The 12,634-nt window shown below is 68.4% G+C and carries 14 protein-coding genes; 3 read left to right on the forward strand and 11 right to left on the reverse strand.

The features are described from left to right. Positions 1 to 24: 24 nt before the first annotated feature. From ACFWZ3_RS14370 to ACFWZ3_RS14385, 4 genes are read right to left on the reverse strand one after another with little or no spacing between them, the layout of a single operon-like run. On the reverse strand, positions 25 to 1,350 hold the full coding sequence (locus tag ACFWZ3_RS14370; RefSeq protein ID WP_439708364.1) for a F390 synthetase-related protein: 1,326 nt from the start codon (positions 1,348 to 1,350) through the stop codon (positions 25 to 27). Further along, positions 1,347 to 2,171: an MBL fold metallo-hydrolase gene (locus tag ACFWZ3_RS14375; protein ID WP_439708365.1), complete on the reverse strand. Its 825-nt coding sequence runs from the start codon at positions 2,169 to 2,171 to the stop codon at positions 1,347 to 1,349. The genes ACFWZ3_RS14370 and ACFWZ3_RS14375 overlap by 4 nt, the downstream gene beginning before the upstream one ends. Continuing rightward, positions 2,158 to 3,153, reverse strand: a complete 996-nt coding sequence (locus ACFWZ3_RS14380; protein ID WP_439708366.1) for an NAD-dependent epimerase/dehydratase family protein — start codon at positions 3,151 to 3,153, stop codon at positions 2,158 to 2,160. Before ACFWZ3_RS14380 ends, ACFWZ3_RS14375 begins: the two co-directional genes overlap by 14 nt. 2 nt (positions 3,154 to 3,155) lie before the next feature. Further along, entirely contained in the window at positions 3,156 to 4,166 is a 1,011-nt protein-coding gene (locus ACFWZ3_RS14385; protein ID WP_439708367.1) for a beta-ketoacyl-ACP synthase 3, read from the reverse strand. 152 nt (positions 4,167 to 4,318) lie between these two features. Between ACFWZ3_RS14385 and ACFWZ3_RS14390 the strand changes: the two genes are divergently transcribed. Further along, a complete protein-coding gene (locus ACFWZ3_RS14390; RefSeq protein ID WP_439708368.1) occupies positions 4,319 to 5,062 on the forward strand; it encodes a helix-turn-helix domain-containing protein in 744 nt (247 codons plus the stop codon). 57 nt (positions 5,063 to 5,119) lie between these two features. Here ACFWZ3_RS14390 and ACFWZ3_RS14395 read toward each other — a convergent pair whose 3' ends face one another. From ACFWZ3_RS14395 to ACFWZ3_RS14405, 3 genes are all read right to left on the reverse strand, one after another. Beyond that, the gene (locus ACFWZ3_RS14395; RefSeq protein WP_439708369.1) at positions 5,120 to 7,231 is read right to left on the reverse strand and encodes a putative bifunctional diguanylate cyclase/phosphodiesterase; all 2,112 of its coding nucleotides are present in this window, start codon (positions 7,229 to 7,231) and stop codon (positions 5,120 to 5,122) included. 63 nt (positions 7,232 to 7,294) lie between these two features. Beyond that, positions 7,295 to 7,495, reverse strand: coding sequence for a hypothetical protein (locus ACFWZ3_RS14400; protein WP_439708370.1), 201 nt, complete (start codon positions 7,493 to 7,495; stop codon positions 7,295 to 7,297). A gap of 321 nt (positions 7,496 to 7,816) precedes the next feature. Beyond that, positions 7,817 to 8,236, reverse strand: a complete 420-nt coding sequence (locus tag ACFWZ3_RS14405; RefSeq protein ID WP_439708371.1) for a hypothetical protein — start codon at positions 8,234 to 8,236, stop codon at positions 7,817 to 7,819. 144 nt (positions 8,237 to 8,380) lie between these two features. Between ACFWZ3_RS14405 and ACFWZ3_RS14410 the strand changes: the two genes are divergently transcribed. Next, positions 8,381 to 8,890 (forward strand): cupin domain-containing protein, encoded by a 510-nt coding sequence (locus ACFWZ3_RS14410; RefSeq protein ID WP_439708372.1) that lies wholly within the window; start codon positions 8,381 to 8,383, stop codon positions 8,888 to 8,890. Positions 8,891 to 8,906: 16 nt separating this feature from the next. Here ACFWZ3_RS14410 and ACFWZ3_RS14415 read toward each other — a convergent pair whose 3' ends face one another. Next, positions 8,907 to 9,734 (reverse strand): NAD(P)H-hydrate dehydratase, encoded by an 828-nt coding sequence (locus ACFWZ3_RS14415; protein WP_439708420.1) that lies wholly within the window; start codon positions 9,732 to 9,734, stop codon positions 8,907 to 8,909. 50 nt (positions 9,735 to 9,784) lie between these two features. Then, positions 9,785 to 10,552, reverse strand: coding sequence for a histidine phosphatase family protein (locus tag ACFWZ3_RS14420; RefSeq protein WP_439708373.1), 768 nt, complete (start codon positions 10,550 to 10,552; stop codon positions 9,785 to 9,787). Positions 10,553 to 10,792: 240 nt separating this feature from the next. Between ACFWZ3_RS14420 and ACFWZ3_RS14425 the strand changes: the two genes are divergently transcribed. Then, positions 10,793 to 11,020, forward strand: coding sequence for a hypothetical protein (locus ACFWZ3_RS14425; protein ID WP_439708374.1), 228 nt, complete (start codon positions 10,793 to 10,795; stop codon positions 11,018 to 11,020). Between the two features lie 9 nt (positions 11,021 to 11,029). Here ACFWZ3_RS14425 and ACFWZ3_RS14430 read toward each other — a convergent pair whose 3' ends face one another. After that, a complete protein-coding gene (locus ACFWZ3_RS14430) occupies positions 11,030 to 12,364 on the reverse strand; it encodes a type II toxin-antitoxin system HipA family toxin (RefSeq protein WP_439708375.1) in 1,335 nt (444 codons plus the stop codon). Positions 12,365 to 12,367: 3 nt separating this feature from the next. Next, the gene (locus tag ACFWZ3_RS14435; RefSeq protein WP_439708376.1) at positions 12,368 to 12,625 is read right to left on the reverse strand and encodes a helix-turn-helix domain-containing protein; all 258 of its coding nucleotides are present in this window, start codon (positions 12,623 to 12,625) and stop codon (positions 12,368 to 12,370) included. Positions 12,626 to 12,634: the final 9 nt, after the last annotated feature.

A 12,634-nucleotide genomic window follows, 5' to 3' on the forward strand; every position in this document is an offset into this window, starting at 1 on the left:
GCGCGCGCGCCGAGAATAAGCACGTTAGGCATAGGCGTGTTCCACCGGGATCAAGCGACGCACACGGCGGGTCTTGATCACGGCCGGCTGCTGCACCAGAGGCGCAAATTCGATCCGTGGCGGCAGGGCGCCAGCGCGTTCGGCACACGCCCGCAGCGCACCGGCAACCACCGGAACCCGCGACGGATCGAGCTGCGGCGAGACCGCCACGCGCAGGTGCTCCGGCCCCGTCTGCTCGATCCGGTAATCCTCGATGTGGGCCGCTGCGTTGAGCAGCGCACGCGAAAGGAGATCGGCAAAAAGCGGCACGTTGCGGCCACCTGCCGCCGCCCCCAGCCAGACGATGTCGTCCTCGCGACCTTCGACGCGCTCCAGCGCCAGGCAGGGTGAACCGCAGGGACAGGGCTCGGCGCGCTCGACCAGCACGTCGTTGAGGCGGTAGCGGATGACCGGTTGCGTATGCCGGTAAAGGTCGGTGACGACCGGCGCGAAGCGACCCGTGGAGCGGTCGATCCAGTCGCGTTCGACCACCAGGCAATCCTCATTCAGATGGATGGCGCCGTGTCCGCAGCTATGCCCCAGGAAGCCCTCGGTCGCCTGGTAGATCTGCTCCACCGGTACACCGAACGTATCGCTCACAAACCGGGCGTCGCCGGGTTCCAGCACCTCGGCCGCGGCGATCACGCGCGTCGGCGCGAGGTGGATTCTTCCGGCGCGGTGTTCCCGGGCGGCGAGGGCAAGCACGCTTGGCGGAGCCGCGAGGATCGTCGGGCCAAAGGCAGCCAGGTCCTGCCATACGCGCTCCAGCGGAAGTGCCAGGTCGAAGAACCTGAACTGGAGGCGCGCGCCGCCTGACAGCGTGTCATACAGGTTATTGCCGGCACGCAGCAGCATGGCGATGCGCGCCTTGGCCAACACCCCTTGCGGCAGCATTTTCGCCAGGAGCGTGCCGGCCCACCGCAGCCGCTCCTGGCGGCTGGCCAGGAACAGCCCTCGCGCACCCGACGTACCGGTCGAGAGCCCTATCGATATGCCGCCCAGCGTGGGGGTGAAATCCCTGGACCGTTCGGCCTCCTGCGCGATGTCGAAGGCGTCGGCACGGCGGATGCCGGCGGTATTGATGCGATCGAAGTTTGCCATCCAGCCGGACTTGTCGATCTGCGGCACCTCGCGCAGCGGGGCGCATGCGTATGGTGCGTAGAACGGCGAGCGCACCAACACGTTGGCGCACAGCCACTGCCAGCGACGTTGCTGGTGCCGCTCGATCTCCTCGCGCGAGGCCAACCGCTGCAGGCGGCGTGCCTGGGCGTAGTAGGCGAGCAACTGCAGGCCATCGACAAGCCGGTTCATGGGCCGCTTGCCTCCCTGCAGTGCGAAGGCAGCAACCGGATGGACGGCGCCTGTTTCGACAGTGCATGCAGGCGGGCGAGCGTTTCACGGTAGCAACGGGTATTGCCAAGCCAGGCGGTCACCACGGCCGGCGGTGGCGCGGCATCGCGAATGGCCTGGGTGGACCAGGCGGCATCGGCCACCAGGAACGTGGTCACGCCCGCCGCATCCGGAAACAACAATCCGTAGTGGCCCGCAGCGTGGCCAGGTAGCGCGACCGCCAACAGGCTGCCGTCTCCCAGCAGGTCATGGCCGCGACCGAATGGAGCCAGCGCGCCTTCCAGGCGGATCGTCGGCAGGTCTTCGATCCAGGTGACCCGCTGCAGGAAATCGCCCGGCAGCAGTGCGGGCAGCAGCCCCTTGCGCAGCGCGCCGAAACGGCTGCGTCCGCGCATGTCCTCCCACGCCTCCCGTGCACAGAACAGCGGCACCCGCGGAAAGTCCAGCAGGCCCCCCACATGGTCGCCATGCAAGTGGGACAGCACGATCGATCGAACCGGTTCGTCAGGCCAGTCGCTTTGAAGCTGCGCTTGCAGGGAACGCCCTTCCCCCAGGGACACGGGTGTCACCGTTCGATAAAGCCTTTCGGGCATGTGCGCGGTGCCGGCAAGAAAATGCTCCGAGTAGCCCGTATCGAACAACACCATGCCCCGTGCGGGATGGCGAAGCGCGAACGCCAATGCCGGAAACCGCGAAGGCGCCAGCGGTGCGCCTGCTCGCGTGGCGCATTCGGGATGAGTGCAATGCCCGGCTTCGTAGATGCGGTAGTCAATGCGGATCATGAGCTACCCACCAGCGCGCGAAACGCTCGATGCCTTCGGCCACGCTCACGTGAGGCGCGTACCCCAGTTGCTGGCGGGCCGCGCGGATATCCAGCGTTTGCGAAAAACCGAGCACTCCAACGCCGTACCGGGTCAGGCGCGGCTCCGGGCTGCCCGGCCGGACATGGGCGGCCCATTCGGCCATCCGCGCCAGGGCCAGCGCAGCACCACGCGAGAGCCGCACCGTGCGAACCTGCAAGCGCAATGACGCGAACAACATGGAGAGCAACTCGGCTACCGGCATCGGCTCTCCATTGGTGATGTTGAAGCTGCGGCCATCCGCCGGGACATGCGGTTTCAGCGCGGACTCCACCGCTGCCGCCACGTTACCGACATAGGTCACGTCCACCATCGCCTTGCCGCCACCGATCATGGGAAACCAGCCGCGGCGTGCCAGCGCCAGGAGCCGCGGGAAAATGGCCTGGTCCCGCTCGCCGAATACCGCGCGCGGGCGCAGGACAACGGCCGGCAGTCCGCGCTCGACGGCATCCCGCACGCGCTCCTCGGACAACCATTTCGTTTCCGCGTAGGCGTTGATCCAACGCTCGGGCGGCGCGAACGCTTCGGGGATATCCCGCTGATCCCGCAGCTGGAAATAGATACTCGGTGACGACAGGTGCACGAACCGCCGGACACCCGCTCTGCGCGCAACGTCCAGCAGCCGGCCGGTGGCCTCCACGTTCGCTCGCACGAAAGCCTCGCGCGGCCCCCATGGCGAGGCCAGTGCCGCACAATGCACCACCGCCTCCGCGCCATCGACCAGCGATTCGAGCGCCTCCGATACCAAATCGGCCGGCGCGACCTGCACGCCGTCCCGCTCGAGCGCGTCCAGGCGGGCCCTGTCGCGGCCACTTGCGACTACATCGTGGCCCGCATCGGCCAGCCGCCGCAGGACGTGCGAACCGATGAAGCCCGTCGCCCCCGTTACCAGTACGCGCGCCACGATCAGTACCTCAGTACCGAACCACCGAAGGACAGGCCCGCGCCGGATCCGACCAGCGCGACGAGCTGCCCGCGTTTCAACCGACCGCTGATAACCGCGTGATGCAGCGCCACGGGGATCGACGCGGCCAGTTGATTGCCGCGTTCATGCAACCTGCGGACCAGAAGATCGGCGGGCAGCCGCAAGGCCGCCTCCAGATGGGCCAGGCCCTTCACGCTGGCCTGGTGCGGCACGATGCAGGCAAGCCGCTCCAGGGTGACGTTGGCGCGCTCGAACAACTGGCGCAGGAACGCGGGCAGGCGCAGTGCCGCCATGCGGTACGTCGCCGGTCCGCGCATTTCGAAGTGCGCGCCCTGCATGAACGCGTCCATGCCTTCAGCCGGCCGGACCCGCGTCCCGCCCGACCGCACCCGGCAGAGCTCCGCGCCAGCGGAGAACGTCTGGAAATGGCTTCCCAATACGCCCGTTTCGCTGTCATCCGCACGGCCCAGCACAACCGCTCCGGCACCGTCGCCGAACAGCATGGCGGTGGCCGGGTCATGCCACGGCAGCCCGGCTGAGGCGACCTCGCTCGATACCAGCAGCACCCGCTGGTAGCGACCCACTGCAATGGCGGCGGTGAGCATGTCCAGCGCGGCCAGAAAGCTCAGGCAAGTGGCATTCACGTCGAAGGCGGCGATGCCGCTGTCGTGCAGCCCGAGCTCGCGCTGGACCAGCACCGCGGTGCAGGGAATGGCCTGCTCGGGCACGCTACAGGCCGACACGATGCAATCCAGCTCGCCGGCCTCCAGGCCAGCAGCCGCCAGGGCCCCGATCGCCGCCGACGCGGCCATGGAAGACGTCGTTTCGCCGGCACCGGCAAAATGGCGGTGGTCGATGCCCGAATGACGGGCCGTCCAGCCTGCCGGCTTGCCCCACCGCTTATCAAGAGCGGCCGAGCTCACCTGTTCGTGCGGAATGTGCTCGCCAGTGCCCAGAATGCGCACGGGAAGCGCAGGCATTGCCATGGTCATGTCGCGGTCCTCAAGCCCGGGTCCATTCAATGGACGCAGCCTGCAGGTCCCGGGCCGCCTGCCGCAAATCGGCGTGCAAGATTCCCCGCAAACGACCGTGCCGGTATCGTAACCTGATACCGGGCACCTGCCCGCACCATCGACGGAAGGCCATGGCCGGTTCCCGTATCGTCGTCGACGCCATTCGCGCGGTCCTGCGCGAACGAGCCATGAGCTACCGCGACCTGGCCGGGTTGTTGGGCCTGAGCGAAGCAACCATCAAGCGCGACCTCGGCAAGGGCGACTTTTCACTGCATCGGCTGGACCGCATCTGCGAGGCGCTTGGCGTCAGCGTGGACGAGCTGATCCGTCACGACCGGATCAATGGCGCGGCATTGACCGAATTGAGCCAGCGCCAGGAGGCGGCGCTGGTCGCCGATTCGAAACTGCTGCTGGTTACCTATCTGGTCGTGAGCGACTGGCGCTTCAGCGAGATCATGGCCTCGTTCCGCATCGACGAGAACGAACTGGTCTCGTTGCTTCTCAAGCTCGATGCCCTGCGCATCCTGGATTACCGCCCGCCTCGCCGGATCAAGAAGCTGACCGCGCGCAACTTCGCCTGGCGCAAGGATGGCCCGGTCCAGGTCTTTTTCCTCACGCGTGTGCTGCCGGAATTCTTCAACAGCCGCTTTGAAGGTGACGGCGACGCCCTTCACTTTGTAGGCGGCACGTTGTCCAGCGCATCGCGCGTGAGGATGAAGGCAGCGATCGAGCGCCTGGCAGCCGAGTTCGAGCACCTCGCCCGGGAGGACGCGCGCCTGCCACTGGAAGCCCGCGACGGATGCAGCGCGATCATTGCCCTGCGCAAGTGGGAGTTCTCGGAATTCACCCGTCTTCGGCGGCCTGGGGAACGCTAGCCGTCCGATATCGCCGCGCTGGCATGTGCCGGCATGCCCCATGGCACGGACCGCAACTCACGCGCCGGCGGGCGAGCAAAGCTCCCCTTGCATCGGGCCTGCCTGTGCCGCAACCAGGCAGCGCTGCTCGAACTCGGCAGCGGGCATGGGGCGAGCCAGCAGGTAGCCCTGTACCTGGTCGCAACCCATGGCGCGCAGCGCCGTGGCCTGCGCCTGGGTCTCCACGCCTTCGGCCACCACTTCCATGCCCAGAGTGTGCGCAAGCTCGATGATCGCGGCGATGATCGCGCGCGGCTCGTGCCCGCCCTGGTCCAGCGCCTGTACGAAGAACTGGTCGATCTTGAGCTGGCGCACCTGGAACTTCTGCAGGTAGGCGAGGCTGGAATAGCCGGTACCGAAGTCGTCGATGGCGAACTCGAAGCCGTGGGCGCGGAAATCCTGGAGGATCGCGGTGGTGCGCTCGGCGTCGCGCATGGCCATGCTTTCGGTCACCTCGAACATGATCTGCGAGGTTTCCAGACCCGCCGCGCCGACGATACCGGCCGCGGTCTGTACCAGTCCGGGTTGCTGGATCTGCATGGGCGAGAGGTTGATCGCGATGCGCACCGGCGCGAGGCCGCGATCATGCCAGTCACGCAATTGGCGGCAGGCTTCGCGGATCACCCATTCGCCGAGCCGCGCGATCTGCCCGCTGCGCTCGGCCACGCCGATGAATTCCAGTGGCGAGACCGCGCCCAGCTCGGGGTGGCACCAGCGCAGCAGCGCCTCGGCGCCGACCAGGGCGCCGGTGTCGCCGCGGTGCTTGGGCTGGAAGTGCAGCGACAGGCTGCCGTCCTCCACCGCGGTCTGCAGGCCGCGCTGGATCGCCAGCATGCGCATCGCGCGGTCGCGCATGGATGGGTCGTAGCAACGGTAGCCGTTGCGGCCGCCATCCTTGGCCTCGTACATCGCTGCGTCGGCGTGGGCGACCAGCTCCTCCACGCTCTCGCCGTCGCGAGGGTAATAGGCCACGCCGATGCTGGGGGTGACCCGCAGCGCCGTATCGCGCACGTCGAAACTGTCCTGCATCAGCCCGATCAATTGCTGCGCGATGCGCAACGCCGATTCCGGGCTGCGCATGTGTTCGAGCACCGCGACGAATTCGTCCCCGCCCATGCGCGCCAGGCTGTTGATGTGAAGCGCGCCGGCCAGTCGCCCGGACACGGCACGCAGCAGATCGTCGCCGAAGCTGTGGCCGAGCGTGTCGTTGATGGTCTTGAAGCCGTCCAGATCGATGTAAAGCACGGCCAGGTGACCATGTCCCGCGCGGGCGCGCGCCAGCGCCCGCTCCATGCGTTCGGCCAGCAGGTGGCGGTTGGGCAATCCGGTCAAGGGGTCGTGCGTGGCCAGATGGCGCAAGCGGTTGTTGAGGTGGTCGAGCGAACCGGAAAGCCGTTGCGCGCGCACGTACAACCTCGCCACGAGCTCGGACAAGGCCAGCGCCGAACCCATCGCCAGCACGGCCACCATGCTCACCACGCTGCCGAGCCATATGGCCCCGGGTGAGGCTTCCAGCGCGGACACCGGCCGGTCGCCGTAGGAAAGCCGGGTAGTGAAGTCCATCAACACCACGATCAACAGCCCCATCAGGGCCGACAAGTACGCCCGACGGGCATACAGCGCGCGCATTGGCCGCGGGCGGAACGCATGCATCAGGCGCAGGCCGGCGGCCACCCCGAACGTGCACAGCAGCACCCAGTAGAGCCATACCCGCGGCTGGTAGCTGATGCCGCCGGCGATATGCAGCGCGCCCTCGCTGAACATGTGGATGAGGGCTACGCCCACACCCAGCATCAGCGAGCCGCCCAGCCAGCGCACCCGCCCCATGACCTGGCAATCGGCCACCCATAACAGGCCCGCGCCGACCGCCAGTGCGGCGATTCCCGACGCCGTGCTCAGCACCGGATCGAACGTGCCCACCGCCTGCGGGAGGCGCGCAAGCATGCCCACGAAATGCACTGACCACAGGCCGAGCCCGACCATCCAGGCGCCGACGGCGTACCAGATCACGCGGTGCGCGGCTGCGCGCGAGGCGGCGATGCGCCCTGTCGCATCGATCGCCTGATAGGCGATCAGGCAGCCAATGAGCAGCGAGAGCAGCTCCAGACTGAGGCGATAGCTACCGACCATGGCGTCCCCGAAGCCGACAAGCCGGCATTTCTCCGTGCTATAGCGGCCACCGCGCCTGTTCCTTTAACTCTGCCGCGGCGCCAGGGGACCACGGAAAGGCTTGCCATCGTCAGCCACCCACGTCACCGACCAGCTGTCGATCACGAACGGCTTGGTCAGCACCTGCATCCCCGGCTCGATCCGGCCGCTGCGCATCGCTGCGTTTGCTCCCCGCGTGATCGCCTGCACGCGGCCGGCCCGTGACCGGCACGCGATGCCGATCACTGCTCGCGTGCACCCTCGCGAGGTTCGGGGCGCGGGCCGAGAGGGCTAGCGAACATGGGAGGCACGCCGCCGGGCACGGCCGGCTCCCTCGCCGAGGCTGGCGCGGGACGTTGCGCTCCGGAGTGGCTGCTGCCGCTGGCGGTCGGGCGGATGGCGGGCAAGGACTCGTCGATAGGCATGGCGGTGGGTTCCGCGTTTCAAGTCAGGCCACCATGCCTGGGTAGCAGTAGAGCGGGCGTGTGTGTGGCGAGCGTCACGCGGGCCGGCCTGGCCCCTGCTTTCACGCCAGCGAGCGAAGCGCGCCGCCGCCTGACCGCCTGCTCAGGCGCGGCCGCCGCGGGTCGGCGCGCCCGGCGGCGGATCAAGCCCACCGTCACCCTTCCCGCCAACGCCATGGCCCTTGGTCGAGCCGACGCCGCTTTCCCGATGCTTGCGCTCTTCAATCTGCTGCTGCAGATCCAGGCCCGTGCCGCCGGTCTGGTAGGTGGGGCCATTTTCGGGCACCGGCAGGATCGCCTCCGGATCGACCGGCTCGCCCATCGCCTTCTGCCCGTGCGGATCGCCGAAACCGTGGTGCGGGCGCATCTGGCCATTGCCACTTTCCCCACCGGTGCCGCCCGCCGGCTCGATGGATTCACGGGTTTCGCCTTCGGCCTGAACCTGGCTCTGCTCGGCCCGCTTGCCGATGGCGTCCTGCAGGTTCGCGTTGGTTCGACCGCGCGGGTCGTCGATGCTGCCCATGGGGTTCTCCCGTTCCGGTTGCTGGGTTTGATGGTGCCCGAGCGAAGGTCAGCAGGGCGTGCAGCGACAATGGCCGGAGCGTTAGTCGATTCGTGCACATGCGCCACGGCAAGCTCGCGCGACGCCATGCACAGGCCAACAACCATGCAGACCGAAGCCTTCCGGCTCGCGCCCCACGACTGGGTCCCCAACCACCCGCGCCTGCCCGTGCTGCTCTACCACGAGGCGATCGACGACCTCGGGGACGATGCCGCATCGACTTTCGAGACGCGCTTCGACGACAACGGATGGCCGCCGCAGTGGCGCGCAGGCATCTACGACTTCCACCACTACCACTCGACCGCGCATGAAGTGCTCGGCGTGGCCAAGGGCACGGCGCAACTGGTGCTTGGCGGCCCGGGAGGTCGCGAGGTCAGGGTCGGCGCGGGCGACGTGGTGCTGCTGCCCGCCGGCACCGGACACTGCAGCATCGGGGCGAGCGATGACTTGCTGGTCGTCGGTGCCTATCCGCCCGGGCAGAAGTGGGACGTCTGCCGTGTCGCGCCCACGCAGGAGATGGTCGATCGCATCGCGCAACTGCCCTTCCCCGCGTGCGACCCGGTCAGCGGCGAACACGGCCCGATGCTCGCGTGCTGGAACCTGTCCTCCTCCTAGCCGCTGCTCGTGGCGCCTACGATGATCGGGACCGGAGGTGATCGAGGATGCGCGGCACGGGCCCGGGAATCTCCCGCGCCAGGAAGCCGAGCGACCCGACCGAGGATTCCAGCGCGCGCCCGGCCTCGGCATGCACGAACACGCCCCACAGCGCAGCCTGCACCGGGTCGCCACAGCGCGCGGCCAACCCCGCGATCACGCCGGCCAGCACGTCGCCCGAACCGGACGTGCCCAGCCCATGGCAACCGCCATGGTGGATCCACAGCCGACCGTCCGGTGCGGCGACGTAGGTGGTGGCGCCCTTGAGCACGAGCACGCTGCGCGTGCGCCGCGCGAAGCTGCGCGCCAGAGCCTGCGGTTCCTGCTGGACCTGCGCTTTTTCCTGCCCGGACAGTTTGGCCATCTCGCCCGCGTGCGGGGTCAGCACCCAGGGCTTGCCAGGCGGCGCGCGCAGCTCGGGCGAGAGCGCACCGGCGTCGATCACCAGCGTGCCCGCGGCACGGCGCAACACCCGCTGCACCAGCGTGGCGGTCGCCCGCGAGGGACTCATCCCGGAGCCGACCAACGCCGCATCGCAGCCGTCGAGGGCCTGATCCAGGGCCGCGCTGCCGCGCACGAGCTCGCCCTGCGCGTCGACCGGCAGACCAAGCACCAGCGCCTCGGGCATCGCTACCGCGAACGGCAGCGCCACGTCCTCGGCGGTGGCTACCTGCAGCTTGCCGGCACCGGCGCGCAGGGCCCCGGTACCGGCAAGCAAGGCCGCGCCGGGCACGCGGCGGGAGCCGCCGATGACCAGCACCCTTCCGCGCTGTTCCTTGCCACCGTCCGGATCGGGCAACGGCATGCCGCGCAGGAGCCGCGCGGTGAGGCGCTGCGGCTTGGCCTCCGCCGGGCTCACCGCGCGCCCTTGGGCCGGTCCGATTCGATCGTCACCGGCGAGCCGGCTTCCACCAAAGGCGCCACATTGGTGCGCTGGAGCAGCAGGCCGCAGCCGTCGGGCGCCTCCAGGTACTCGGTGATGCCGCAGTTGGGCACGTCGCCGTTGCGGTCGATCGCCAGGATGGTGCTCTCGTCCATCCGCTCCAGCAGATAGCGGAAGCAGTTCACGATGACCTGATGGGCGACGATCATCACCCGTTCGCCCGCGTGGTTGCGCTGCAGGTCGCCGAGCATGCTGCGCAGGCGCAGCACCACGTCGCACCAGCTCTCCCCGCCGGGCGGGCGGAAGTAGAACTTGCCGACCAACTGGCGTTGCTCGGCCAGCTCCGGGAACTTGGCGCGGATGCCGGCGCGCGTGTAGCGGTCGAGCACGCCGAATTCCTTCTCGCGCAGACGCTCGTCGACCACCACGTCCTCACCCACATGCCCCAGCGCGGCGGCGACCGCGACCGCGGTCTCTCTGGCGCGCTTGTACGGCGAGGCCATGAAGGTGGTGGGCCGGTCATCCTCCGGCAATGCCCGCACCCAGGCGCCCAGGGCCTGCGATTGCTCCAGGCCGAGCGGCGACAGCGGCACGTCGGCATCGCGATGCTTGAGGTCGATCAGCGGCGCGCCCGACGCCTCCGCATGGTCGCGCGCGACGTTTCCTGCGCTCTCGCCGTGGCGGATGATCCACAGCCGCTGTGGCCAGCCCACGTTGCCCTGTATGACCGCTGCTCCCACGCCACTCTCCCGCTCTGCAACAGGGCGAGCTTTGGCACGCCGCGCGTGAATGGCCGGTCGACCGGCGGCAGGCAGGCGCCGCCCCTGTCCCGACCGTCTCGCGCCTGAGCTTTTTCCTAGCGTCCGTTAGACGATGGCCTCACGGTCGTCCGGCCAACATCACCTCACGGGCGGCGACCGCGTTGGCGCCCGTGCCGCATGTCCGCCCACCGCGCCTGACCGTCGAACGAGACCCACGCCATGCGAAATCCCCTGCAACTGCGCTGCAACCAGTTGGAGCGCTCGATGCGCGCCCTGCACGACGAGTGCGACCGCCTGATGCGCGAGAACGCCATGCTGCGCGAGCGGATGCAGGGCGCCGGCCAGTCGGTGCAGCGGCTGGACGACGAGCTGGCGCGCATCGCTTCGGGGCCTGAGGCGGAACAGGAGCGATTCGTGATCCGCGCTTCGTCGATGCGGATGTACTGACCCCTCCTCTTACACGCGCTGATCCGGTTCGCTCGCTAGCCGTCGAGCCGCCTGCCGGATGCCCTGTGCAACCACTTCGAACAGAGGCGCTGGAAAGCCCTCGGGTAGCCGCAGCGCTACGCGCTCGAGGGCACCGAGCACCTCGTCGGGCAGGCTCTCCAGCCATGCAAGGTCGGTAAAGCCGCCCAATTGCTTGCCCATCGCAACCCAGTGCCAGCGGTGGATGTCGTGAAGCACGTAATGGCGGTTGCGGCTCTCGACTGCCATCGCAAGCCTGGCTTTGCGGGGGTCCAGCTGATTGGCTCCCCGCCCCATCAACGGGTAGATCGACAGGATGTCGTACAACGGCGCGAGCCGATAAGCGCCGCCAGGAAGCAGCCGCAGGCTGAAGTTCTTGGCATGGCCGTCGGTGGCGGCGAGCAGCCAGAACAGCACCTGTGCCTTGAAGAAAGTCGCACGATCTTCCAGAGCAGTTGCCGAGCCACGCAGCAGTTCCATGATGCGGCGAATTCCAGGACCGCCGTCAGCCTCATATTTATGCGAAGGAGGCAGGCCGAAGGCCTGGCAGCCATCCTCCTGGGGAATGCGTTGCCACCATGTGCCGTCGCGCGACAGGACCCGGTCGAAACGCTCGACGATCAGCGCTTTTTGATCCTCGAAGCGGCCGATTTCGACCTTGGCCACCGGCAGCCCGCACTCGCGGACGATCTCCATGCACAGCCATTCCAGCTCGACCGAGGCGCTGAGGTCCGCACGAAAGTTTCCGACCAGTCCGAGCGGCAACTTGAAGATGTGCGTGCTGGGGGTGGCGCCCTGCGGGACACACCAGCGACCGCGGTGCTTGAGCAGTGCGGTTTTTTCTTGGGCGCCGGCGATGGAAAGGCGGAATGCATCGGCCTCCCTCGCGCCCAGCGGGCCGCCGGTGGTCGCATCGCGCAGGAGCTGGGCGACCCCTGTCTCGTCGAGCGCGAACGCGTCGATGCGGCGTGGATCGCGCGGCTCCTCACCGGCCGACACCAATTGGACGGCACCGGCACAGTCACGCCCGATCGCTGCCAGCAGGTCGAATGCCGAGCCGGAAGCCACCCGGTAGCGGTCGCGCAGGCGCCTGAGAATGCGTTCGTTGTCGGGAATCAGGTTCTCGAAGTAGGCGGCCACCCTTGGCGAGCGCAGCGGCACGCCACCCTGCGTGAATGGCAGCGACAGCGACAGCGGGCGCCCCTCGGGCGCGCCCATCCATGCCGGGTCGTAGACGAATTGGTCAGCGCCACTGCGCGTGCGCTCCCAGCGGCCTACGTGAAAGCCGTTCATCCAGGCGTCCAGCGCAATGATCCGCGAGGCCACGTCCTACCACTCCGGCCGCGACTCGGTGGCACCACCCGCGCGCGGGCGATCCCTCGGCTGCAAGGCCAGGTCCAGGCCTAGCAGCAGGCACAGCCGGTGGATGCGGTCGAAGGAAGCACGGCCCGCGTTGGCCTCCAACCGGGAAACCGCCTGCACGGTCACGCCGAGCTGGCGCGCGACGTCGGCCTGGGTAAGGCCACGTTGCATACGCACGGCGCGGAGCTTTGGGCCAAGCTGGTCGGGGACCCGGATGATATCCATCGGAAGATC

It is taken from the genome of Frateuria sp. GZRR35, from assembly GCF_051900415.1.
GTDB lineage: Bacteria > Pseudomonadota > Gammaproteobacteria > Xanthomonadales > Rhodanobacteraceae > Frateuria_A.